24 protein-coding genes and 1 pseudogene are annotated in these 22,580 nt (G+C 39.1%); 18 read left to right on the top strand and 7 right to left on the bottom strand.

Features of this window, described 5'->3' with window-relative positions; all coding sequences use genetic code 11:
* Window positions 1-46: 46 nt before the first annotated feature.
* Window positions 47-1,206, bottom strand: a protein-coding gene (locus tag AC503W_RS10760; RefSeq protein ID WP_427689212.1) for an IS3 family transposase whose coding sequence is annotated in 2 segments (ribosomal slippage) — window positions 47-948 and window positions 948-1,206 — 1,161 coding nt in all. Because the reading frame shifts where the segments join, the coding sequence is not laid out codon by codon here.
* A 916-nt stretch (window positions 1,207-2,122) separates the two neighbouring features.
* Here AC503W_RS10760 and AC503W_RS10755 point away from each other — a divergent pair.
* Window positions 2,123-2,317 (top strand): cold-shock protein, encoded by a 195-nt coding sequence (locus AC503W_RS10755; RefSeq protein ID WP_402868744.1) that lies wholly within the window; start codon window positions 2,123-2,125, stop codon window positions 2,315-2,317.
* 91 nt (window positions 2,318-2,408) lie between these two features.
* Here AC503W_RS10755 and AC503W_RS10750 read toward each other — a convergent pair whose 3' ends face one another.
* A complete protein-coding gene (locus AC503W_RS10750; RefSeq protein WP_402868742.1) occupies window positions 2,409-3,317 on the bottom strand; it encodes a YitT family protein in 909 nt (302 codons plus the stop codon).
* A 357-nt stretch (window positions 3,318-3,674) separates the two neighbouring features.
* Here AC503W_RS10750 and AC503W_RS10745 point away from each other — a divergent pair, with 357 nt between their 5' ends.
* From AC503W_RS10745 to AC503W_RS10715, 7 genes and pseudogenes are all read left to right on the top strand, one after another.
* A complete protein-coding gene (locus tag AC503W_RS10745; RefSeq protein WP_427687038.1) occupies window positions 3,675-5,861 on the top strand; it encodes a PAS domain S-box protein in 2,187 nt (728 codons plus the stop codon).
* A gap of 42 nt (window positions 5,862-5,903) precedes the next feature.
* Window positions 5,904-7,076, top strand: a complete 1,173-nt coding sequence (locus AC503W_RS10740; protein WP_427687040.1) for an MFS transporter — start codon at window positions 5,904-5,906, stop codon at window positions 7,074-7,076.
* Window positions 7,077-7,337: 261 nt separating this feature from the next.
* Window positions 7,338-8,135, top strand: a complete 798-nt coding sequence (locus AC503W_RS10735; RefSeq protein WP_427687042.1) for an SGNH/GDSL hydrolase family protein — start codon at window positions 7,338-7,340, stop codon at window positions 8,133-8,135.
* Entirely contained in the window at window positions 8,132-9,046 is a 915-nt protein-coding gene (locus tag AC503W_RS10730) for an ABC transporter ATP-binding protein (protein WP_427591216.1), read from the top strand. Before AC503W_RS10735 ends, AC503W_RS10730 begins: the two co-directional genes overlap by 4 nt.
* Window positions 9,039-10,022, top strand: a complete 984-nt coding sequence (locus AC503W_RS10725; RefSeq protein WP_427687044.1) for an ABC transporter permease — start codon at window positions 9,039-9,041, stop codon at window positions 10,020-10,022. Before AC503W_RS10730 ends, AC503W_RS10725 begins: the two co-directional genes overlap by 8 nt.
* Window positions 10,023-10,123: 101 nt before the next feature.
* A pseudogene (locus tag AC503W_RS10720) lies at window positions 10,124-10,962 on the top strand (MBL fold metallo-hydrolase).
* A gap of 55 nt (window positions 10,963-11,017) precedes the next feature.
* A complete protein-coding gene (locus tag AC503W_RS10715; RefSeq protein ID WP_402988437.1) occupies window positions 11,018-11,449 on the top strand; it encodes a CBS domain-containing protein in 432 nt (143 codons plus the stop codon).
* Window positions 11,450-11,497: 48 nt separating this feature from the next.
* Here the strand turns inward: AC503W_RS10715 and AC503W_RS10710 are convergent, their stop codons facing one another.
* Together AC503W_RS10710 and AC503W_RS10705 are read right to left on the bottom strand one after the other, a co-directional pair.
* Complete coding sequence (locus AC503W_RS10710) at window positions 11,498-13,474, bottom strand: S9 family peptidase (protein ID WP_494914149.1); 1,977 nt, start codon at window positions 13,472-13,474, stop codon at window positions 11,498-11,500.
* Between the two features lie 187 nt (window positions 13,475-13,661).
* The gene (locus AC503W_RS10705; RefSeq protein ID WP_402958705.1) at window positions 13,662-13,988 is read right to left on the bottom strand and encodes a DUF2680 domain-containing protein; all 327 of its coding nucleotides are present in this window, start codon (window positions 13,986-13,988) and stop codon (window positions 13,662-13,664) included.
* 259 nt (window positions 13,989-14,247) lie between these two features.
* On the opposite strand from AC503W_RS10705, the gene AC503W_RS10700 reads away from it, so the two are divergent.
* Window positions 14,248-14,394: a lmo0937 family membrane protein gene (locus AC503W_RS10700; RefSeq protein WP_402868724.1), complete on the top strand. Its 147-nt coding sequence runs from the start codon at window positions 14,248-14,250 to the stop codon at window positions 14,392-14,394.
* A 96-nt stretch (window positions 14,395-14,490) separates the two neighbouring features.
* Here AC503W_RS10700 and AC503W_RS10695 read toward each other — a convergent pair whose 3' ends face one another.
* Window positions 14,491-15,405, bottom strand: coding sequence for an NAD(P)/FAD-dependent oxidoreductase (locus AC503W_RS10695; RefSeq protein ID WP_403122732.1), 915 nt, complete (start codon window positions 15,403-15,405; stop codon window positions 14,491-14,493).
* A 132-nt stretch (window positions 15,406-15,537) separates the two neighbouring features.
* Window positions 15,538-15,861: a catDE operon transcriptional regulator CatR gene (gene catR, locus AC503W_RS10690; RefSeq protein WP_402868720.1), complete on the bottom strand. Its 324-nt coding sequence runs from the start codon at window positions 15,859-15,861 to the stop codon at window positions 15,538-15,540.
* 266 nt (window positions 15,862-16,127) lie between these two features.
* Here catR and AC503W_RS10685 point away from each other — a divergent pair, with 266 nt between their 5' ends.
* The 6 genes from AC503W_RS10685 (at window position 16,128) to AC503W_RS10660 (ending at window position 19,432) form a co-directional block, all read left to right on the top strand.
* A complete protein-coding gene (locus AC503W_RS10685; protein ID WP_402958711.1) occupies window positions 16,128-17,210 on the top strand; it encodes a nitric oxide synthase oxygenase in 1,083 nt (360 codons plus the stop codon).
* 60 nt (window positions 17,211-17,270) lie between these two features.
* Complete coding sequence (locus AC503W_RS10680; protein ID WP_402988456.1) at window positions 17,271-17,537, top strand: YbyB family protein; 267 nt, start codon at window positions 17,271-17,273, stop codon at window positions 17,535-17,537.
* Between the two features lie 192 nt (window positions 17,538-17,729).
* Window positions 17,730-17,855 carry a hypothetical protein gene (locus AC503W_RS10675; protein WP_402868715.1) on the top strand — a complete coding sequence of 42 codons (126 nt, stop codon included), beginning with the start codon at window positions 17,730-17,732 and terminating at the stop codon, window positions 17,853-17,855.
* Between the two features lie 19 nt (window positions 17,856-17,874).
* A complete protein-coding gene (locus AC503W_RS10670; RefSeq protein ID WP_402868713.1) occupies window positions 17,875-18,813 on the top strand; it encodes a magnesium transporter CorA family protein in 939 nt (312 codons plus the stop codon).
* Between the two features lie 97 nt (window positions 18,814-18,910).
* Window positions 18,911-19,072 (top strand): hypothetical protein, encoded by a 162-nt coding sequence (locus AC503W_RS10665; protein WP_407408608.1) that lies wholly within the window; start codon window positions 18,911-18,913, stop codon window positions 19,070-19,072.
* Between the two features lie 108 nt (window positions 19,073-19,180).
* Window positions 19,181-19,432, top strand: coding sequence for a YkuS family protein (locus tag AC503W_RS10660; RefSeq protein WP_402868709.1), 252 nt, complete (start codon window positions 19,181-19,183; stop codon window positions 19,430-19,432).
* A 46-nt stretch (window positions 19,433-19,478) separates the two neighbouring features.
* Here the strand turns inward: AC503W_RS10660 and AC503W_RS10655 are convergent, their stop codons facing one another.
* Window positions 19,479-19,931, bottom strand: a complete 453-nt coding sequence (locus AC503W_RS10655; RefSeq protein ID WP_402988461.1) for an OsmC family protein — start codon at window positions 19,929-19,931, stop codon at window positions 19,479-19,481.
* A 202-nt stretch (window positions 19,932-20,133) separates the two neighbouring features.
* On the opposite strand from AC503W_RS10655, the gene AC503W_RS10650 reads away from it, so the two are divergent.
* The 3 genes from AC503W_RS10650 to AC503W_RS10640 are packed head-to-tail and all read left to right on the top strand — an operon-like array spanning window position 20,134 to window position 22,431.
* The gene (locus AC503W_RS10650; protein WP_407408609.1) at window positions 20,134-20,910 is read left to right on the top strand and encodes an SDR family oxidoreductase; all 777 of its coding nucleotides are present in this window, start codon (window positions 20,134-20,136) and stop codon (window positions 20,908-20,910) included.
* A gap of 22 nt (window positions 20,911-20,932) precedes the next feature.
* Complete coding sequence (locus AC503W_RS10645) at window positions 20,933-21,367, top strand: hypothetical protein (protein WP_427687052.1); 435 nt, start codon at window positions 20,933-20,935, stop codon at window positions 21,365-21,367.
* Window positions 21,368-21,369: 2 nt separating this feature from the next.
* Window positions 21,370-22,431 (top strand): alpha/beta fold hydrolase, encoded by a 1,062-nt coding sequence (locus AC503W_RS10640; RefSeq protein ID WP_494914144.1) that lies wholly within the window; start codon window positions 21,370-21,372, stop codon window positions 22,429-22,431.
* The last annotated feature ends 149 nt before the right edge of the window (window positions 22,432-22,580 follow it).

Here is a 22,580-nt window from a genome sequence, read left to right as displayed (position 1 = left end):
TAAGTTGCACATAACCCTGTCAAGTAGACAATAAAAAAAGAGTATTTCAAGCTGCGGCCTTTTCTCGATATTCAATCGGGGAAAGGCCGTTAAATTTTTCTTGGAAGCGATCCGTATTGTAGAATTCTATATACTCCTGAATAGCTATATAAGCTTCCTCTGTTGTTTTTAGGCTTACCAAATATAACTTCTCTGTTTTTAAATGCGAGAAGAAACTTTCTATACAAGCGTTATCATGACAATTGCCACGACGAGAGTGGCTTCCTTGGATACCGAGTTCTTTTATCTGCTTTTCGTATGATTTCGTCGTATATTGGAATCCTTGATCAGAGTGAAGAAGGGCACCCTTTTCGAATGACTTATCCCTTAACTGATTCAACGTATTATGAACCAATTCAAGATCGTTTCGAGAAGAAACTTCCCATGCGACAATTTCATTATTATACAAATCTAAAACGGCAGATAAGTAGGCAAACGTGTCTCCAATCCGCACATAGGTTATATCTGTTACTAACTTTTGAAACATGGACTCTGCATAGAACTCACGGTTTAAAACATTCTTAAATACTACGGATCCTCTTCTACCATAGAAAGGGCGTTTCTTTCGAATTACAGATGTAACTCCCAATTCTCTCATCAAGCGACGCACACGCTTATGATTTACAACGATTCCCTCTCTAAATAAAGCTCGAGTCATTCGCTTATATCCGTAGTATGGATGTATCTTATGAATGGCTAATATATGTTCTTTTATCCATAGGTTTTTCTCAAGTCTTAGAGATCGTTTAGACTGAGTCTTCCGCCATTTATAATAACCAGATCTTGAAACTTCACCGATTTTTATTAGCCACGTGAGTGGGTGTACTTTCCTCAATTCATCAATCACTTGAAACCTTTCGGCTTTCAGGACCATTCCTTCCCATGTAGATTTGGATTGCGCTTTTTTAAATAGTCCACCTGCGCTTTCAGATAAGCATTTTCTTCTTCTACACTAGTAAAATTCTTACGGTTCCATACACCACGTTGGTCTTCAAAAGGCTCATTATTCTGCACTTTCTTTACCCAATTCGCTATTTGTGCATCACTTTTGATACCAAATCGCTCACGAAGCCGACGATATGACCAGCCTTCCTCTAACTTCAAACGAACAACTTCTCGCTTTAATTCTTCTGTATATGTTTGAAAGATTTGCCCCTTTTTTGCCATAGAAAAATCCCCTCCCAGATAGACTGTTAAGAACATTTTATCATGTTCTCTTTTTACTCCGTCTACCTGTAGGGGATAATACCAAGTACTTACCTCTTTTTATTTTGGGAATGTAATTAGGCTTTCATCAAGATATAATAACTACTCTTTACATCATAAGAAACGTGTGCTATAATTAAATTTCAGTGTTGTTATTAGAAAACACTAAGAGGGTAATTTAAAAGATACATTTTTATTAATAAAATAATTTTCATCGTTTTTATGATGAAGTAGAAACAAGTTAAAACAACTAGAAAGAAATACGTTTTAATCACCAGGTATTTTCCTCGATTCATTTTGTTCTTCATTAACTTACTTCTATGTAGCCATTTATCTTTTGGATTTAATTTTCCCAATTGGAATTACGGACGGTTTAATTAATAAACATGTACTTATCAGCTTTCACCTGATTCTCACAGGCACGGTCTAGGAGCCGTATGGATGAGAGAGAGGCAGGGCTTTCATTGTTTTAGGTTATGGCACTAAAATTACTCTCATGCTTGATTCGACTTTATACTAAGCGAACAAGCTGGAAGAATCATGATTATGATTCTTGAATACAGTCCAGTCTTTATAAGCTCTGAGGTAGTCAAAGGCTGGATTGTGAATACTTGGATTTGGAATTGTAGGTATCCTAAGCTTTACTTAAATATTTTATGAAGAAATATGTTATAATGTATAATGAGATATTTAAAATTGGTTGTGATCTCCTGTTATTTCCACTCATTTATCTTGAGTGTATAGTAACTAATCTTAGATAAGTAAATGGGCTATACTCACATTTATTTAGATTAATCGCTAGCTATTCTTCTTTATCTTTATGGCACCGGCACAAAAAATCTGTGCTAAGTCAATTTAAATCTAAGGAGTGAGATACATGTATAGAAGAAATAATACGGAAGAAATCATTCCTGAAGAAACTAAGGTTTGGGAATGCACATCAGAAGATTGTAAAGGGTGGATTCGGGATAACTTTACGAGCAATGATGAGCATCTTTGCCCATTATGCGGTAGTAAAATGAAACAAGGTACAAGAATGCTACAAGCAATTAATAATCCGAGAAATTATTAATACCATTAAAAAAAGCTGAAGGGATTCTTCCCTTCAGCTTTTTTTTGCTACATAACCATAACTGAATATTGCAAATGTAAGAAGGATATTTTTAATGGATGTCCTTCTTCTTGAACCGCCCACCTCGAACCTCGGCAATATCACCGACGGCAAGGAAAGCAGAAGGATCGAAACTTTTTACGATATCTTTAAGTTTTGCTTCTTCAAGACGGTTTATTACGCAGAATATAACTTTTTTATCGTCCCCTGAATAGGCGCCTTCTCCAGCTAGATAAGTTACGCCTCGTCCTAAGCGATGCATGATTGCATCCCCTATATCCAAAAACTCATCGCTGATAATCCAAACAAATTTAGATTCATCCAAACCGGCTATAACGATATCCATCGTTTTATACGCTACAAAATAAGCCAGAATCGAATACATGGCACGATCCCAGGAAAAAACAAATCCTGCACTGCCAAGGATGAATAAATTGAAGAACATGACAATCTCACCAACAGAGAAAGGAAGTTTCTTACTAGCTAGAATGGCAAGGATTTCAGTTCCATCTAATGAACCACCATACCGAATTACCATTCCAACCCCAATTCCAAGTATCATGCCTCCAAAAGCTGAAGCAAGGAGAATATCCTGAGTGAAAGCTGGTACATGATGAAGCAATGTGGTAGTTAAAGAAAGGATTAATATTCCATATAGGGTAGATAAAGCGAAGGTTTTTCCGATTTGTTTATATCCAATAAAAAAGAAAGGAAGGTTTAAAACAAAAAGAAAGATACCAAGTTTCATGCCGGTGATATAAGATAACATAATGGAAATACCGGTAATGCCTCCATCGATAACGTTATTCGGAACAAGAAAAATCTCAAGGCCGACAGCCATTAATACGGCACCAATCGTTATGAGTAGACCTCTTTGTAAAACTTGCCTACGCGTCAGTTTTTTATGCTGCGTCTTCTTTTGTATAATTTCGGCTGTATTTGCGCTTGCTAGGTCCGACATTATCATGCCCCCACTCCTTTTTATATATATTCTCTATTTAATTATAAACGTATAAAAGGGATTAAAAAAAGAAATAAGCTCTCCGAACGTAGTTTGTTTTGCACGTACTCATGAATTGTAATCATTGTTCTCAGGAGGAGAACGATTGATAAACACTTTTTATTTTACTCGATACATAGGAAAAATATTTGTCATTCTATTATTTTTTTACATAGTTGTCGAAGATTTATTTATTGAATATACAGAAAATAACTTTAAATAACTCAGGAAGACAGGTATAAAGAAATAAAAGTCTTTAAGCAATTCGGAATTTACATTACAATATAGGATAATAGAACGATAGAGGTGAGAAGGTTAATGGAACAATCAATTGTATCATCCAATCCAATCCTATTTATAATTGCAGCACTCCTGACTTTCATGGCTTGCTATACCGCCTTGGATTTGCTGACAACATATATTTCGGCAGAAAAATATAAACGTCTTTTATATTTGGGAAGTACTTGCTCCATGGGAGTGACTATGTGGACGATGAATTTTGTATATGTTTTTACTTATGAAAGTGACAGGACTACGGCTTACAGCTTTTCCTTAATCATGCTTTCATTAATATTAGGAGCCATATTTGTAGGGATTGGCCTTTTGGCCATTGCCCATAACCCTTCCATGTTGCAAATGGTTTTCTGTAGCTTTATGTTTACGATGGCTCTTTTATCAAATTATTTAATTGGCCTGTATCCATTGAGTAAGTCCTTGGAACTTAATCCATGGTTGTTAGGTAGTACGCTAGTTATAATTTTTTTGTTGTTTGTAAGCGGATTTTCACTATTATTTTATAATGGAAAAGGGAGTCAACCCTTCTTAAAACCAGTCAGTACGATTATTATGAGCGGAGCAATTATTGGAGGACATTTTCTTTTTTTGAGAGGGCTTCCACTTACTCCAGAAATGGTGAATATGAAAGGACTCGCTCAATTAACACCCTTTATGCTTTATCTCGTATGCTTTGTTTCGCTTTTCATACTAGCGAATTTAATTGGCTCGAGCACAATTGTTGCAAGACGGTTGGTGAAGAGTGACAACCAAGTGAGTGATATCCGTTATGCTTTAGATCAATCCTCGATTGTGGCCATTACGGATGCAAAAGGCATCATAACCTATGTTAACGAAAAATTCATTGAAATATCCCAATATGAAGAGCATGAACTGATTGGAAGAAATCATTCAATCATTAACTCGGGTTATCATTCTAAAGAGTTTTTTTTCAATCTATGGAAAACGATCAGTAATGGACAGACATGGCATGGTGAGATATGTAATCGGGCAAAGAACGGGGAGCTCTATTGGGTGGATACCACGATTGTGCCCTTTATGAAGAAAGGAAAACCATATCAATATATATCCATACGATCTGATATTTCCAGTCGGAAAAAGGCTGAGAAGGATTTAAAGGTTTCTATTAAAGAATTGGGTGATATGTACTATGCCATTAATCAATCGTCTATCGTGGCCGTAACTGATGATAAAGGAATCATCGTCGAGGTTAATGAAAAATTCTCTGAAATTTCTGGGTACACGAGAAACGAGTTAATTGGACAAACGCATAAAATGGTGAATTCCGGATATCATTCAAGTGAGTTTTTCGAGAATATGTGGAAGACCATACATAAGGGCAAAGTATGGAAAGGGGAAATTAGAAACAGAGCGAAAGATGGTAGTTATTATTGGGTGGATACCACGATTGTCCCTTTTTATACAGTTGAAGGCAAACCCTATCAATTTCTCGCGATTCGCTATGATATCACAGAGCGAAAACAAACAGAAGAAATGCTTTATCGCCAGGATAAATTGGCAGCTGTCGGACAACTGGCTGCAGGAGTTGCCCATGAAGTAAGAAATCCTCTTACATCGATTAAAGGGTATACGGAATTCTTACAATTAGATGAAACGGATAGTGAGCGACAAGAATATTTGGATATCATTTTAGATGAAATCAACCGGGTAAATGAGATTATTGAAGAATTTTTGGATCTGGCAAAACCACAGTCCTTGAATCTGAAAACAAAGAATATCGTCCCGATTTTACAGAATGTTATCTCGCTAACTGAGTATGATGCGAAGAAGAAAAATATTATACTCTTCTTTACTAGTTTCCAAGAAGAAATCCATGTTCAGTGCGATGAAAATCGTTTGAAACAAGTTTTTCTGAATTTCATTAAGAATGGAATGGAAGCGATGCCGCAAGGAGGAGAAATGAGGGTCACTATGGAATTAAGGGAAAGGAAGGTTCATATTTCTATAACAGATACGGGAGTAGGAATCCCTCCCCATCAATTAAGAAAATTGGGTGAACCGTTTTTCACTACAAAAAAATCCGGGAATGGGCTGGGTCTTATGGTTAGCTTTAAAATCATTGAAAGTCATCAAGGACGAGTGTTTGTAGAAAGTGAAGTTGATAAAGGGACTGTATTTAACATTGTCCTCCCTCTGGAGTTGTTGCAAGAAAGAAAGAGACAAGAAAGGGAACTGGGACTAACTGTCTAGTGTTTGTAATAGTATTTAGATGACTTCATGGGGGATATTTTAGTGAATAAACTTGAAAAGGTTCATATAACACGATTAAAAGGGTTTTATCTTCTTTCTTTTTTTGCGGTAGGTAGCTTGACACCACTTTTAAGTGTCTATTTAGCTAATGAGGTCGGACTGAATGGATTTGAAATAGGGTTCATCATGTCTGTTGGACCACTGGTGATGATTTTTTTTCAACCTATATGGGGACTGATTTGTGACTGGACTGGAAAACCCACTAGGATACTGGCGTTGACTACCTTATTTGCTGGAATTTTTGGGTTAGGATATGTTTTATTTGAACCTTTTCTATTTTTAGTATGCATCTCAGTGGGACTGGCAGTTTTTCAAAGTGCCCTTATCCCTGTGTCTGATAGCATCACCTTGCAATATACGACGAGTATCAACGCGAATTATGGGAAAATCCGTTTATATGGTTCGCTTGGTTTTGGGGTTGCCGTTTTTGTGATGGGGAGGTTATCGGAAACTTTCATAGGCCCATCCGTTATTTTCTACGTATTTTTTATCAGCCTTCTTTTTGCTGCTTTTCTAGCTCTGCATTTACCCGAGGAGTCATCGCAAAAAAAAGCAAAGCTTTTCAGTGGAATAAAGGAACTTTTTATTATGAAACGTTTTGTCGTCTTTCTTGCCGTAACATTCCTGATTTTTGGTCCCAACCTGGCGAATAACGTCTATTATGGCCTATTCGTGGAGGCTAGGGGTGGAACCTATACAGGAATCGGCATTGCATTTCTGCTCGCGGTGCTGTCCGAAATTCCATTCTTACGTCTCGCAGGAAGTTGGATTCATAAATGGGGGTTGCTGCCAATCACGTTATTGGCAGGGGGTGCCTCGCTGGTCCGATGGGTTCTCTATTTTATGGAACCTGGTTTAGCCATTGTTTATATTTCATCTATCATGCAAGGTTTTTCACTTGGATTATTCATTCCAGCAGGTCTGCAATATATTAAAGAGGTTGTACCAGTTCATATCGTTACGGCAGTCACACTTTATTCTGCGATAGGGAACGGGTTCGGTAATTGGTTCAGTACATTTTTCGGCGGCATGATCATGGATACATCAGGTATTTACATGGTTTATCTCTTTTTTGGAAGTCTTTCGGTGCTTGGTATCATACTTACGGTATGGCTTATGATAATGGAGGGAAAGACGGGAGGTCAGCCCATATAGTAAAGAATTTATAATTTTTAAAGGACTTGCTCACATTTGTGAATAAGTCTTTTTTTGTTTGCTAATCCATTGAGTTTAATACGGTGCTAGTTGGTAGGTTATCTTGTTTTTACCGTGGAAGCCTACTGGAATCGGCTCATGGTTGTCATGCGTTTATGAAAAAAAGAACGGACAGTTTAGTTAACGGGGTCGACATCTTTTTATTATTGGAAATAATGTGTTTTAATGGAATTAAGTAAACCATCGGAAGGATGAATGTGATTGAGCCAAGTCAGGGTTATTGCAACAACTATTATAGCAGCGCTTATCGGACTGTTTTTTCTGTTTTGTGTAGGGTGGACACTTTACGATTACTATGGAGAAAAATCCTCTGAAGTGGAATTGAAAGAAGCGAATTCAAAATCAATAGAAAAAAATGTTCCAGATGATTTCACCTTAGTGGCCTTAGGAGATTCTCTGACTCGGGGAACTGGCGATGAGACAGGGAAAGGCTATGTGGGCCTTGTGGTCGAAGACTTGAAAAGTCGCTTTAATAACAAACCCCTTGTTCATAACCTTGGAGTAAAGGGGCAAGTATCCAAAGAATTGGCTGAACAGGTGAAACAATCGGAGATAGGTCGCCAAATACAGTCAGCGGATGTCATCATGATTACAATCGGCGGGAATGATCTTTTTCAGCAAGGTCAGACCTTATTTGATTATGATCTTGAGGTTACCAGTGAATTGCAAAAGGACTATTTGAAAAATTTGAATGAGACTTTAAAGGAAATCACTAAATTAAATGATTCAGCCACCATATTCATGGTCGGTTTGTACAACCCCTTCATCGAATTGGATGAAGACTTTGATACAAATAAAATTGTTCGGGATTGGAATAACGAAACAGCTGAGGTGATTGCGACCTATGAAAATGCCGTATTCGTACCGACTTTTGATTTATTTCAGTTATCAGTGAATGAGTATTTGTATTCGGATAGATTTCACCCCAATAAGGAAGGGTATCGTTTGATCGCGGATAGGATCTCTCCTTTAATTCAATGGGAAGGGGAAGCAAAATGAGGAATGTGACATTGAGCGTGAAGAATCTAAAAAAAACGATTGGCAAGCGGGAAATCATAAAGGGAATAGAGTTTGAGCTAAGAGAGGGGGAAGTATTCGGCTTTTTAGGTCCGAATGGGGCCGGGAAAACGACGACTATCAGAATGTTGGTTGGCCTAATTAAGCCAACATCAGGTTCCATTGAAATATGTGGGTACGATGTACGTAAAAACTTTACGGAAGCCATGAAGAATTTAGGCTGTATAGTAGAAAATCCAGAACTTTACCCATATTTAAGTGGTTGGGACAATCTGCTCCATTTTGCACGAATGCTACCGGGTGTTGATGAATCAAGAATGAATGAAGTCATTGAGTTAGTTGGTCTTAAGGCTCGGATTCATGAAAAGGTGAAGACATACTCGTTAGGTATGAGGCAGCGGCTTGGTATAGCACAAGCTATGCTAAACAGACCTAAAATATTGGTCCTGGATGAACCGACAAATGGACTTGATCCCGCAGGAATCCGTGAAATGCGCCAGTTCATTAGGAAACTTGCAGAAGAAGAAGGCATGAGTGTTTTGGTATCTTCCCATTTACTGGGGGAAATACAACTTCTTTGTGATCGAGTGGCCATTATTACAAAAGGTGAAATCATCCAAACTGATACGGTAGAACATTTATTAAAGACTCAGGAAAAGATGATTTGGCGTGTTGAGCCATTGCAAAAGGGAAGCGAAATCCTTAGTGCGTTTACGGATATAATGGTGGAATACGATTATATCGTCACAAAATTTGATGAACATAGGACTCCCGAATGGAATGCCGCCCTGAATGTTGCGGGTGTGAAGGTACTTGAAATGAATCGTAGACTTCCAGCCTTGGAGGAGTTATTTTTACAAATAACCGGAAGTGGGGGTGCTGGAATTGAGTAACCTGATTCAAAATGAAATGATGAAGTTATTGGCAAAGAAACGGCTGCTCATCATTGGAATTATCGTAGGTATACTAGTGTTGATGTTTACATACGCACAATATAAACAAGTGGAGGAGCAAAGAGAGAAGTTAGGTACTGATGATTGGCGTACTGCAGTTCAACAGCAAATCATCGATACTCAGAACAGATTGAGCTCAAGCAGGATGTTGGATGAATGGAGAGAGCAGCTTCAGGTCACCCTAAAACAGCAGCAATATTATCTAGACCACGACATTAACCCTTCAGAACCTGGGGCTGCAACTTTTACACGTATGTTTTTGGAGAATTCAATAGACCTATTCATTCCCCTTTTAATCATGATTGTAGCCAGTGACCTCGTATCCTCGGAGAGTAGTCAGGGAACGATTAAACTCTTGCTCACTAGGCCTGTGAAACGATGGCAAATACTTTTGAGTAAATATATTACTTTGTTATTGGCTGTTTCCTTGATAGTGGCGATGACCGCTTTTCTCGCTTATTTTCTATCAGGTCTTGTTTTTGGGTATCATGGCTGGAATGCTCCGACCATTACCGGTTTTGGCATAAATGGCGGAGGAGAAGTGGATATAAGCCAGGTAAGAATGGTCCAACAATGGAAATTCCTTTTGATGGATATGGGCCTAGTCTGGCTGGTGGCCGTAGTGGTAGGAACCCTTTCATTCATGTTGTCAGTACTAGTTAGAAGTACACCTGCAGGGATGGGTATCATGCTCGCCTCCCTAATATCAGGAGCCATTTTAAGCAACATGGTTTCTTCTTGGGAATCGGCTAAATATTTCTTTATGGTGAATTTAAAGTTGACCTCATATGTTAGTGGGACAGCACCTCCTATCGAGGGTATGACCTTATCATCATCTATGATTACCCTACTTGCTTGGTGGGCCATTGCCCTGCTTGTATCTTTTTCGGTATTTACACGGAAGGATGTTTTTTAATCGAGGAAGGCTTGTTGCATCAAGGCCGGTTTTTATTATTCAAAGGTGGGTATCCTTTTAAATGAAAGCAACGTTTAGTAAATCAATAAGTGGAGGGGCTTATGGATAATAATAATTTGAACAAAAAAATCATTCCAATGACATCAGTATCCAGTGGGAAAGGTCAGTTTGTGAATAAGGATTTATATTGCTTTCCTATTCAAATTGTGAATGTCGTGTTCATAGGATCACCAGATGAAAAGAAGTGGGTCCTGATTGATGCGGGTATGGCCGGTTCAGCAGATATGATCAAGAAAGAAGCTGAAGAGATTTATGGTGAGAAAATCATCCTCCAGAGGCCATTATCCTCACTCATGGACACTTCGACCATATTGGAGCACTAGTAGATTTATTGAAAGTGTGGAAGGTTCCGGTCTATGCACATATAAATGAAATGCCTTATTTAACCGGCAAAGAGAATTATCCAGAACCTGATCCCACGGTGGAAGGTGGTTTGGTCGCGAAGATATCTTGGATGTTTCCAAACGAGGGAATTGATTTGGCTGAGCAAGTTCAGCCCCTGCCAGATGACCATAGTGTTCCCGGACTTCCCGACTGGAAATGGATCCATACTCCTGGACACTCAGCTGGGCATGTTTCCCTTTTTAGAAAAGGCGATCGAAGCTTGATTGCGGGTGATGCTTTTGTTAACGTCAGACAAGATTCCCTTTATAAAGTCATCACTCAGGAAAAAGAATTGACTGGTCCTCCACGCTATTTGACAACTGATTGGGATGCAGCCAAACAATCGGTATTAACCCTAGCTGATTTAAAGCCGAGGCTTGCGATAACGGGTCATGGTTATCCGATTGAAGGAGAGGAACTTACGAAAGGTTTAGCAAACCTAGCAAGGAACTTTGATTCTATTGCAAGGCCAGATTACGGGGAATACGTAGAATAAATAAGAAACACTATTTTTCGAATAAATTAAGATCTCATTTAGATGGAGGAATTATATGACGAAAATAAGAGATATTATGACATCCGATGTGGATTTTTGTACGGCTGAAGATAATGTATACGAAGCAGCTTTAAAAATGAAGGATGGTAATGTCGGAGTTATTCCCGTTTTAGAAAACAATCGTTTAATTGGTGTTATTACAGATAGGGACATTGTTACCCGTTCTGTCGCAGAGAAAAAACCAAATTCAACAAAAATCACCGATATTATCTCCACAGACCTTGTTACGGGTTCGCCGGATATGTCAGTGGAAGAAGCAGAGGATTTGATGGCGAGTGAACAAGTAAGAAGACTGCCGATTGTAGAAAAGGAAAAATTGGTTGGTATTATCGCTTTGGGCGACCTTGCCGTTCACCATCAGACAATTTCCGAAGCGGGTATCGCTTTACATTCTATTTCTGAGAACCGAGATCAGATCCAACATTAAAAACAAAAGAACTCTGCTAGCGGGAACGCTAGCAGAGTTCTTTTGTTTTTAAAGGTACTTATTAAACCATTCCTTGATTTCCACTATATGACGAAGACGCATTTTGGGTGACCCGCTTCGGGATACTTCATGGTTTTCATTTGGGAAGGAAACAAGCACCGCTTCTTTTTTTTGCCTTTTCAATGCTACAAAAAATTGTTCACTCTGTTCAATAGGACAACGATAGTCTTTTTCCCCGTGAAGTAATAGCAAAGGAGTTTGCACATTTGCTACATACTTTAATGGGGAGTGTTCCCATAATTTTTCTGGTGAGTTAATGACATCTCCTGAAATTTCCCATTCGGTGAAATAATATCCGATGTCACTGACTCCATAGAAACTTATCCAATTGCTAATGCAACGCTGGGTCACAGCCGCCTTGAAGCGGTTTGTATGACCGATAATCCAATTGGTCATGAACCCTCCATAGGAGCCACCCGTTACACCTAACTTTTCAGCGTCAATAAAGGAGTAGGAATCTAGAACATAGTCTACAGCAGCCATTAAGTCCTCATAATCCATTCCACCATAATCACCACGGTTGGCATTAGCGAACTCCTGTCCATATCCAACACTTCCGCGTGGATTGATGAACAATACAACATAGCCTTCATTCGTCAAAGTCTGAAATTCGTGAACATAGTTATTCGCATACATTGCATGAGGCCCACCATGAATCTCTAAAATGAGGGGATACTTTTTATTATCCACAAATTCACATGGCTTCATGATCCAGCCGTGGATGAGGGTATCATCTGTTGAACGGAAGGAAATGGGCTCGGCAATAGCTATAGTTTTATCCTGTAAGTATTCATCGTTTACAAAGCTGATCTGTTCTTTATCGCCAGTCATGAGGTTATAAACAAATAAATCACCGGGATGAACAGGTGTACTTATGGCTACGATGGCATGATGGCTATCCGGGTTGATTGTTAACCCATATACATGTTGAGGCTCGAGAAGGGAAGGGTACATGGCCCCTTCAATCGATCCATAATAAACACCGGTATTTCCATAATCACTTATTAAGAAGTAAAAGCCTTGGCTGTCATTCGTCCACAGAATGCCAGGATCCACTGCGCCCATTTGGAAATCACCGATGGCGGAGCTTCCTATTTCAACGTCCCAACCTTCCGTCAAACATTGTATGGTTTCATCCAAAACAGAGTACAACCAGATTTTTGAAGAGGTTGCACCGGCAAATTCTTTGTTGTGGCCAATGTAGGAAAGGAATTCACCATTAGGGGACCATTTTGGATCACGGTAATATCCAGAGCTGCCAGTTACTTTTCGGGAAATTTTCGTCTTGACATCCATAATGTAGATATCTGTGAATAGGTCCAAATCACTCTTCCCCGGTTCACCGCTAACATAAGCGATTTGAGAACCATCTGGAGACCAGGCATTTGGGTGACTGTCCGTCAGATTTTCCGTTAGTAATTTGAATTCACCATTTACTATATCCACCAAGACGAGTTGACTATAGTGATGATTGAAATATCCTCTGTCATCCCATTTGTATTTTATCTGATTATAACGCTGTACATCTTTGCATGAGGTTTCTTCTTCTCTTTCGGATAACACCGCCTTATTTTCAGGTACCATAGTGGATAGCAGCAGTTTTCTCGAACAAGGGGACCAGATGGGATTGGTTGCTCCATCGAGGAAATGCGTCAGCTGTCGGCACTCCCCACCGATTGAATGAATGATATGAACTTGTTTTTTTCCAGAACGGTCTGATAAGAAGCTAATGTACTTTCCGTCTGGTGACCAGCCTGGTGAGGTATCACGGTGATTCCCGAATGTCCATTGTTTCGTTTCAGCGGTGATCAGGCTATACATATATAAGTTGGAGATGTATTTTTCCGTTCGTTCATCGATGGTGGTTTGTACATAAATGACCATGCTGCCATCGGGTGAAAGTTTTGGATCGGTTACAGATTTCATCTGAAATAGGTCTTCTGCTGATATTCCTTTTTTGTGCATATTCTTCATCCTTTCATTTCTCGTCTCTATGTATTCGCTACAGGGAATTCCAAATCCTTTAGTAAATATTTTACACTTTGGAAACAAGTGCACAGCGAATATTCAGGCACGAGAATGAATAAGTGCCTAGGATGAAAAAATTCCGTCCTATGTATAGGGCGGAATAGAAGAAAAATCAGTCATTTCATTACTTTGGCATGTGTTTTGTATGTGGGCGGTGCGAAGGGATTTGAAAATCATGTTGCTCCATCATTTTGTAGTGTCGTTCAAAATGTGCGTACATTTTGTCTGCCTCTTCTTTAGAAAGTGCACCATATTCCACATATTTTTCAATTAACTCCTTTTTGTCTGCTAGTATCCTTTTTTGGATAGTGGCTAATTCTGTTTTTTGGGACTCTGTGAATTGTACGTTATCCTGCTTAACGGATTGTTGGTTTTCCTCAGCTGAAGCAGGAAGGATCGGCATGCAAAGTAATAGGGAAAAGATTGCAACCATTACACCTATTTTTTTCATTTAAAACACTCCTTTTAAATTTTTTTCACCATAAGGGTACCACCCATGAATATAATCTGGAAATTATCCTGATCAAGAACTTTACATGATTATCTTTTACAGTATTAACAGATTTATGTATATTTTTGTTGGCGGAAGAGTAGGTTTGTTAGTGGAAGATTGGGGTATTTTATATGTAAGATTAAATTTGCACACGCTTACGGCAATGGCTTAGAAGGATATCTGTAAGTGTTTGCAATGAAGGAAGGAAGAGAGTACAATGCTTTGGACGATAATTGGTGCCATCATCTTATTATGGATTCTCGGTTTGGTATTTAAAATTGCGGCGGGTTTTATCCACATCCTGCTTATCATTGCAGTCATATTGATCCTGGTAAAAGTATTTCAAGGTATACGCCGAAGGTAGACGTCGAGCGTAGCGCTAAATAGTAATAGTAATACACAGTTTATAAAAAAAGTATCGGTTTCCTTGAATGAGGGTACCGATACTTTTTTCTGTCCCCTAATCAGGAGGTAGCTCACCCATCAGGCGTTTATGAATCCAAATGGCAGCCTGAGTTCCGTCCCCCATTGAAATGGTTACTTGCTCGGAATGGGCGGCAAGATCTCCTCCAGCCCATACTCCCGGAATATTTGTTTCTTTCGTACGTGGGTTCACATGAATATGATTTGTCTCATTTACATCAACACCAAGTTGTTTGGCAAGTGCATTATTTATTTTGTTCCCTTTAAATGCTACAAAAGCTTTTTCTGCTTCTATCCTTTTCCCATTTACCAATTGGATAGCTTGAAGATTTTGAGATTCATCGACTTTAACTTCCTCTACTTCTTCTTCGAATACAGGTATTTGGTTTTCCTCTAGCTTTTTTCTGAACGTTTCATTGATCTTGGTTTTTGAATGGTTTACATAGATGATAGCTTTTGACCAATATAAAAGGGTGAGCGCCATGTTAGCCCCCGTATTTCCCCCACCAATGACCACTGTTTGTTTATGCTTAATTTCATACCCATCACAGTCTGGACAAATATAAGTGGAGATACCAAGAGTAGGATAGAGATTCCTTATAGCTGGAATGTTATCGGTAACGCCTGTCCCAAGAAAAATCGTTTTCGCTTCATAATGGATATCATCATCTGTGCACATTATAAAAAGATCCTCTTTTTTCTCGAGTGAGGTCACGGTACCGTCGAAGAACTCGACTCCGAACTTTTCTGCATGCTGTCTCCCTAGGCTCCTTAACCGTTTTCCGCTCACTCCTTCAGGCCAACCTAGAATGTTTTGATAGTCTTTAGCTATCAATGAACGGCCTTTCTGAGCGTCTATCACCGCTATATTGTGATTGTATCTTCCGAGTTGGATGGCAGCCTGTAAACCGGCGATGCCTCCTCCAATAATGATGCAGTCCACTTTTTTCATAAATTCACCGCCTGCTTTTAGGAGTTACCCTTTATGAGAAAAATATACCACTGAACATATACGAATAAACAAAGGTAAGACATAAAAAAGAGAGAAACCTCTATATATGGTTCCTCTCTTTTATAGGATAGCCTATTGGTCCTCTATGGGTTTGATCCATTCTTGTGCCCAGTTTTGTATCTCGTGAATCACCGGTGCAAGCGCTTCGCCTTTTTCTGTTAAAGAATATTCAATCCTGACAGGTGTCTCTGGGTAAACATCTCTTTTTACGATGCCTTCAGATTCCAAGTCTTTTAACCGTTCAGAAAGAATTCGGCCACTGATTGGGAAGGCAGATTCAATATTGCAAAACCGTTGAGGTCCATTAAGTAATTGATTGACGATCAATCCTGTCCAACGTTTACTCAAGATTTGCATGCCTTTTTCAAATCGAGGACAAAGTGTCACATTATTCATCATATCACCCCGTTGGTATTCATTATAAAGCATTTACCTCGTATGTAACAACTTTACTGAATATTATTTAGTTACTGTATAGGTTGTTATATAAAAAAGTATAGCTACTTACATATAGTAAGATTGATGGGTCGTGTTGACCAGAAATTGTCACATCTTTTAAAGAAATACTATTTCTTTAAGGTATTCTTTTAGAGATAGAGATAAGATCTATGATACGTTATTAGTATCTCAGGTCAGTATAGATGGAAGGATTAGTGGGATAGATGAGTGAATTACTACATGAAGCCATCTCCTTCATCAAGATATATCATGATGAAATGGGTAAAACAGATGAAGAAGCGATGGATAGAATTAGTCAAATCAAAAAGGAAATCCAAGATACGGGTAGGTATGAACATACGCCGGAAGAATTGGAATATGGGGCTAAATTGGCCTGGCGAAATAGTAATCGCTGTATTGGTAGATTGTTTTGGGATTCATTGCGGGTGCTAGATAAAAGGGCTCTCCAAAGTGAGGATGATATTGTGTCTGCCTTGATTGAGCATATTGAATGGGCAACGAATGATGGAAATATCAGGCCAATCATCACCGTTTTTAAACAGCAGGACATAGAAAATAAGATAGAGATATGGAATCATCAGCTTATACGATATGCCGGATATGAGACGGAAACGGGCATAGTTGGGGATTCTAGTTCGATAGCTTTCACCAAACAGTGTCAGGCCTTGGGATGGGAGGGGAAGTATGGATCGTTTGATATCTTACCACTCGTGATTCAAGTAGGCGGAAAAGTTCCAAGAGTATATGAAATCCCGAAAGAAATCATTAAAGAAGTACCAATTGGCCATCCTGAGTTTTCCTGGTTCCAGGACTTGGGTCTTAAGTGGTATGCTGTGCCCATTATTTCCGGAATGAAACTGGAGATTGGCGGTATTTCGTACTCGGCGGCCCCATTTAATGGATGGTATATGGGGACTGAAGTTGGGGCTAGAAACCTTGCGGATGAGGATCGCTACAATATGCTTCCCAGCATCGGAGAGAGAATGGGATTGGACATTCGAAGAGATTCCACATTATGGAAGGATCGGGCACTGATTGAACTGAATGAAGCGGTTCTATATTCGTTTAAAAAAGCTGGTGTGAGTATGGTTGACCATCATACAGCCGCCAAGCAATTTAAGCTTTTCGAAGAAAGGGAGGCATCATGTAAACGGAATGTAACGGGGGACTGGACATGGCTAATTCCACCTGTCTCTCCAGCAACGACGCATGTTTTTCATAAATCGTATCAAAATGAAATCGTTAAGCCCAACTTCTTTTATAAAAAGGCCCCTTACGTTAAATGAATGTTTACATTTAATAGGTGAGGGTACATATATATTAATCCAACGTTAAGGAGGAAGGTAATGATGGCATTAGCAAAGAATGTAGTACTGCTCGGAGTCGGAGTTGCCGGAGTCTCGTTTTTATCTAAAACGAACCGAGGGAAAGCGAAAAATGTATGGTCCAGTGCAAAAACGAAGGCAATGAGTTTTTGGAATAAACGACAATCGGTAGATCCCTTAATTGAAAAGGCAGGACATCCTGACCCATATGATCACGAAGACAATAAAATGGTGGATGAAGGCGCTATGTATAGCGTAAATTACTATAATACTGTGAAGCACACTTAAATGAAACACCATCGCTTGGGAAATATCCCAAGCGATTTTTTTATGAAATGATTTTTTTAGAAAGTTAACCAATTATAGCGCTTAAGAAACTAGTCAGCATTTTCATATGGTGTGAAAAGAGCTTGGGGAATTATTTATTGTGCTTTAGAAGATTTAGGATTAAGATAAAGGAATTGAAAGGATGTGATACGAGTGGGCATCAGTTCTTATGACGACCCTGAACCCAGTAAGCAAGAGGAAGCCGATATGATGCTAGACGTCGAGACTGTTATTCTCCATGAGTATCTACTCGAAGATGGTAAATTGAGCTTTCTCTAAGAAAGAGGAGGTCGTTTGAATGATTGAGATATACAAGACGAATGAAAGCCGCATGCTGAACGTAACCGATGAAATGACGAAAGGTTCATGGGTGAACATAGTGGCACCGACAGAAGATGAAATACAATATATTTGCTCCACTTTGCAAGTACCGATTAACTTCATGAAAGATCCATTAGATGATGAGGAACGGCCTCGTATAGAGAAAGAGGATGATCATTTACTGATTATCGTCGATTTCCCTTATTTGACAAAGGATGAAGCGGACTTGCCCATTTTTGAAACGATACCAATCGGCATGATTTTTACGAATGATTGTTTCATTACGGTATCTCTCAAAGATTCACCCATTTTAACCAATTTTAAAAATAATAAAATCAAAGGTTTTTACTCTAATAAGAAAACAAGATTTGCCCTGCAGATATTATTTGAAATCTCGTCCTATTATTTACGTTATCTTAAGCAAATCAACAAGATGACTAATGAAGCCGAACGAGAACTGCATCAGTCCATGAAAAATAAAGAACTGTACACCTTCTTGGCATTGGAAAAAAGTCTGGTTTACTTCACGACATCCTTGAAGTCAAACAAGGTTGTTCTCGACAAAATCCTCCGTTTTAATTACTTGAAAATGTATGAAGAAGATAAAGAATTATTAGAGGATGTAATCATTGAAAATGGCCAGGCGATTGAAATGGCTGAAGTGTACCTATCAATTTTGAGCGGGATGATGGATGCATTCGCATCCATTATATCCAATAACGTCAATAATGCCATGAAGTTCCTAACATCGGTTACGATTATACTAACGCTCCCGACCATGGTGGCAAGTTTCTATGGAATGAATGTGAATCTACCATTTGAGCATAACCCATACGCTTTTATCTTCACTTTATTAATTGCTATCAGTCTGGCAGGCACAACAGCCTTTATATTTTGGAAAAAGAAATATTTTTAAAACAACCGGCTTTCTAGTGAAGCCGGTTTTGTTATGAAGAAAGAATTCATGAATTCGTGAAACAAGGGGAACTTTAAACATTAGAGAGGTGAACGCGATGACTGAATGGAATGAACAGGCAGCTCCCAATAATAATCTAAAGACTAGTGATATGAAACCGAAGCGAGCTGTGGGAGGAAAATCAAAGGCAGGGAAAAATGGTGATGAACCATTAAAAAATGAGCAAATACAAGAAGAAATCCTTAAACAAAATTTATGAAGAATGAGAGACCGATATTAGGTCTCTTCCTGTCTTTAAGGAAAATAAGGACCATACATAAATTGCCCAAGGAAAGGAAATCATTAAACGTAGAGGAGGTGTGTGAAGATGTCAAAAATCGGTGTTGAAGAATCATTAACGAATATCCAAGAAGCACTCCGCGATAAAGGTTTTGATGTAGTTGAAATCAAGCAAGAAGCAGATGCGAAGAACTTGGATTGTTGTGTTGTAACAGGTTTGGAAACGAACGTAATGGGAATCAGCGATACTTCCATCAAAGCTTCCATTATAGATGCAGACGGTTTAACGGCTGATGAAGTATGCCGTCAGGTAGAAAACAAAATGAACTCCATCCAATAAGTAAAGAGTGCCTATCCTTGAATCGTGGTTAGGCACTCTTTTTACATTAACGTGGAGCGATGGAAATGTCCGGTTCTACCTCTACTTCCACGTTGCCTTTGATGGCACGCGATATCATACAAGAGGCCTCCGATTTATCCACAAGTTTTCGGGCTTTTTCCAAGTCCTTATCCGTAGCTTCATCAGTTAAAACAAGAGATGGTCGATGAATGATTTTCTTGTATGTGAATACCCCATTCGTAACATCCACAAAGGCTTCGGATTCCATCGTCAAACTGGCCTTTTCAATATGGCTTCGTTCAAGCATGGCCGCAAGCGTAATAATATAGCAAGTAGATGCTGCACCGAGCAGCATTTCATCTGGGTTGGTCCCAATCCCCGGTCCATCCATTTCCGGAGGCACACTAATTTCCGTTTGTAAATTACCTGCCTGTATCGTACCAGTGCCATTTCTTCCACCAGGCCAATTCGCGCGTAAATGAAAATGATGTAATGTCATAAGTCTCCCCCCTACATTTCTTTAGTTTAAACCTTATTGGGGGATTTTGCTCGTGTAGAGTATGCACCGTCCATAAGCTGTTGAAAATGATAATTCCAAACAGGCTGGGGCATGAGACTATTTTAAGCACAATATCGTATAGGCTTTTCTATAATAATATAGATTGTAAAAGAAATGATTTTATAATGAAGGGGCTGGGGAGTTGACTACATTGGATCTATTCGACTTGACGAATAAAACGGCTATTGTAACAGGAGGCGGGAGAGGTCTCGGAAAACAAATAGCGTTGGCACTGGCTATGGCGGGTGCAAATATTGTAATTGCTTCACGGAAACTTTCTGTATGTGAAGAAACTTGTAAATACTTACATTCAATGGGTACGAAGGCGTTGGCCATTGAATGTGATATTACGAACAAAAGCGATATTGATTCAGTTGTAAAAGAAACAATGGATCATTTCGGTAGCATTGACATTCTTGTCAATAATAGCGGGACCTCATGGTCGGGTCCGTTAGAAGATATTCCCGAGGATAAATGGGAAAAGGTAATGAACGTTAATGTTACAGGTACATTCTTGTTTTCACAGGCCGTAGCAAAAATCATGATGGCACAAAAATCCGGGAAAATTATTAATATCGCATCGGTATCAGGGCTTGGAGGCACTCACCCTGAGTTGATGGTGACCATTCCTTATAACACTAGCAAGGGAGCTATCATTACCTTGACAAAAGATCTTGGTGTCAAATTAGCTAGACATGGTATCCAGGTGAATGCGATAGCACCAGGCTTTTTTCCAACTAAGATTACAAAGAAAATCCTTGAAGAATCCGATTATGACATTCTTGGAAAAACTCCGGCACATCGATTTGGTAATGGTGAGGATTTAAAAGGAGCGGCAATACTTTTAGCGTCGAAGGCTTCAGACTATATAGTGGGGCATGTTCTGATCGTTGATGGAGGCATCGCCGCTACAATCTAAACAAAGAAGAGGGGAAACATTAATGCCAAAAAAAACAGATTTTTATAAAGGGTTAAAACTCTTGGGCACTCAAAAAGAACAAGAGTTAAATGATAAAATTCGTGAGTTCATTAATAATAGGAGTTTTATTGAATCCATCAGCAACAATTCACAGCAACAGGTTCCGCGTATAAATAAGTTTCAGGAAGCTTCGGAGAGAATGTCCATCATCATGAATTACCCAACCAAACAGGATGTTGCTAATGTAGCCAAATTAGTCATTCAACTTGAGGAAAAAGTAGACAAGGTTGAAGAGCTACTTTTACATCTCACTGAAGGGGAAAAACGATCCAGTAGAAGAAGTTCACGAAATAAAAAAAGGGAAAGTACAGGGCAGGGACGTGATAAAAAGAAGATCAGTGACTTTCTTTTTGATTCCTTATTATCCAACGCCAAGGTACAAGTAAAAGGTTTATGAACATGAAGGAAATGAATAAATCAGGTCGTAAAACTATGGCGACGCCTAAATGGAAACACTTTTTGGATATTCCAAATCAGCCGATGCCGGAAATGGGCACTACACCGAGGGTACGGGTTTGGAACAAGAACAAATCAACATTATGGTATTATCCGCCGATCAAAAAAAAATATAAAGTACCAGTATTTCTCATCTATTCATTGATTAATACACCTGTAATTCTTGATCTAGGACCAGGAAATAGTTTGATAGAAGCTTTTGTTAACGAAGGCTTCGAAGTGTATTTGATTGATTTTGGTAGTCCAGGCTATGAAGACGGAGATACGACGATAGATGATTATATTATAAAATATATCCGGAGTGGGGTACGGCGTGCACTTCTTCACTCAGGTGCATCGGAAATTTCCATAATGGGCTTTTGCTTGGGTGGGACGATAGCTACGATGTATGCTGCTATTGCAAATGAGCCAATTAGAAACCTGATTCTTTCGGTGACACCCATCGATTTTAGTGATTCGCAAGTATTCGATCAATGGCAGGCATCGATGAGGGATGGAAGTGCCAATTTTGATGAAGTGCTTGACATCATGAAAGTCATACCGGCCAGTGGGGTGAAAAATGGCATTCGATTAATCACTTCACCTATTTACTTTTCTCCATATTTATCTTTGCTAAATCAAGCGGATAATGAACAATATGTTCAAAACTGGCGTAGGTTCAACGCTTGGACGAATGGTCATGTCCCTTTATCTGGTGCAGTTGCAAAACAACTAACAGATGACCTTATTATCAATAACCGTCTGGTTAAGGGACACTTGAAAGTGAAGGGTGAAAAAGCAAAAATCACCAATATTGATGCAAACGTTCTAGTGGTTGCAAGTGAAAACGACCGTTTAGTACCACAGGAAATGATTTCCCCCATAATGAAGCTTCTAAAAAGTAAGGACAAAACCTACAAACTCCTTCAAAGTGGACATGCTTCCAACAACTATGCCGGTAATCTACCCCAGTATCTTAAAGAGTGGCTTCCTGCGCGATCTTCACCCATCAAGAAAGTAAAATAGTGCGGAGAAGGGGGCTATATACCATGATAAAGGAAAATAATGAATATAAAGTTATGTCAGTGTTAGGATATTTAGGATTTGCATCGGTCATATTCTCAAGGTTTTTTGCAGGGGAACTTTAATTTAGAACAAATGAGGCTGGCTCACTC

It is taken from the genome of Peribacillus suis (genome assembly GCF_059384845.1).
This window is presented reverse-complemented; position numbering and strand designations above follow the sequence as displayed.

Excerpts from the sequence above, each read along its gene's own strand:
- AC503W_RS10640 (WP_494914144.1), top strand. The coding sequence starts at position 21,370 with ATGAAGGAAATGAATAAATCAGGTCGTAAAACTATGGCGACGCCTAAA.
- AC503W_RS10755 (WP_402868744.1), top strand. The coding sequence starts at position 2,123 with ATGTATAGAAGAAATAATACGGAAGAAATCATTCCTGAAGAAACTAAG.
- AC503W_RS10730 (WP_427591216.1), top strand. The coding sequence starts at position 8,132 with ATGAGGAATGTGACATTGAGCGTGAAGAATCTAAAAAAAACGATTGGC.
- AC503W_RS10745 (WP_427687038.1), top strand. The coding sequence starts at position 3,675 with ATGGAACAATCAATTGTATCATCCAATCCAATCCTATTTATAATTGCA.
- AC503W_RS10665 (WP_407408608.1), top strand. The coding sequence starts at position 18,911 with ATGACTGAATGGAATGAACAGGCAGCTCCCAATAATAATCTAAAGACT.
- AC503W_RS10670 (WP_402868713.1), top strand. The coding sequence starts at position 17,875 with ATGATTGAGATATACAAGACGAATGAAAGCCGCATGCTGAACGTAACC.
- AC503W_RS10715 (WP_402988437.1), top strand. The coding sequence starts at position 11,018 with ATGACGAAAATAAGAGATATTATGACATCCGATGTGGATTTTTGTACG.
- AC503W_RS10660 (WP_402868709.1), top strand. The coding sequence starts at position 19,181 with ATGTCAAAAATCGGTGTTGAAGAATCATTAACGAATATCCAAGAAGCA.
- catR (WP_402868720.1), bottom strand. The coding sequence starts at position 15,861 with ATGAATAATGTGACACTTTGTCCTCGATTTGAAAAAGGCATGCAAATC.
- AC503W_RS10685 (WP_402958711.1), top strand. The coding sequence starts at position 16,128 with ATGAGTGAATTACTACATGAAGCCATCTCCTTCATCAAGATATATCAT.
- AC503W_RS10645 (WP_427687052.1), top strand. The coding sequence starts at position 20,933 with ATGCCAAAAAAAACAGATTTTTATAAAGGGTTAAAACTCTTGGGCACT.
- AC503W_RS10705 (WP_402958705.1), bottom strand. The coding sequence starts at position 13,988 with ATGAAAAAAATAGGTGTAATGGTTGCAATCTTTTCCCTATTACTTTGC.
- AC503W_RS10680 (WP_402988456.1), top strand. The coding sequence starts at position 17,271 with ATGATGGCATTAGCAAAGAATGTAGTACTGCTCGGAGTCGGAGTTGCC.
- AC503W_RS10695 (WP_403122732.1), bottom strand. The coding sequence starts at position 15,405 with ATGAAAAAAGTGGACTGCATCATTATTGGAGGAGGCATCGCCGGTTTA.
- AC503W_RS10750 (WP_402868742.1), bottom strand. The coding sequence starts at position 3,317 with ATGTCGGACCTAGCAAGCGCAAATACAGCCGAAATTATACAAAAGAAG.
- AC503W_RS10700 (WP_402868724.1), top strand. The coding sequence starts at position 14,248 with ATGCTTTGGACGATAATTGGTGCCATCATCTTATTATGGATTCTCGGT.
- AC503W_RS10710 (WP_494914149.1), bottom strand. The coding sequence starts at position 13,474 with ATGCACAAAAAAGGAATATCAGCAGAAGACCTATTTCAGATGAAATCT.
- AC503W_RS10655 (WP_402988461.1), bottom strand. The coding sequence starts at position 19,931 with ATGACATTACATCATTTTCATTTACGCGCGAATTGGCCTGGTGGAAGA.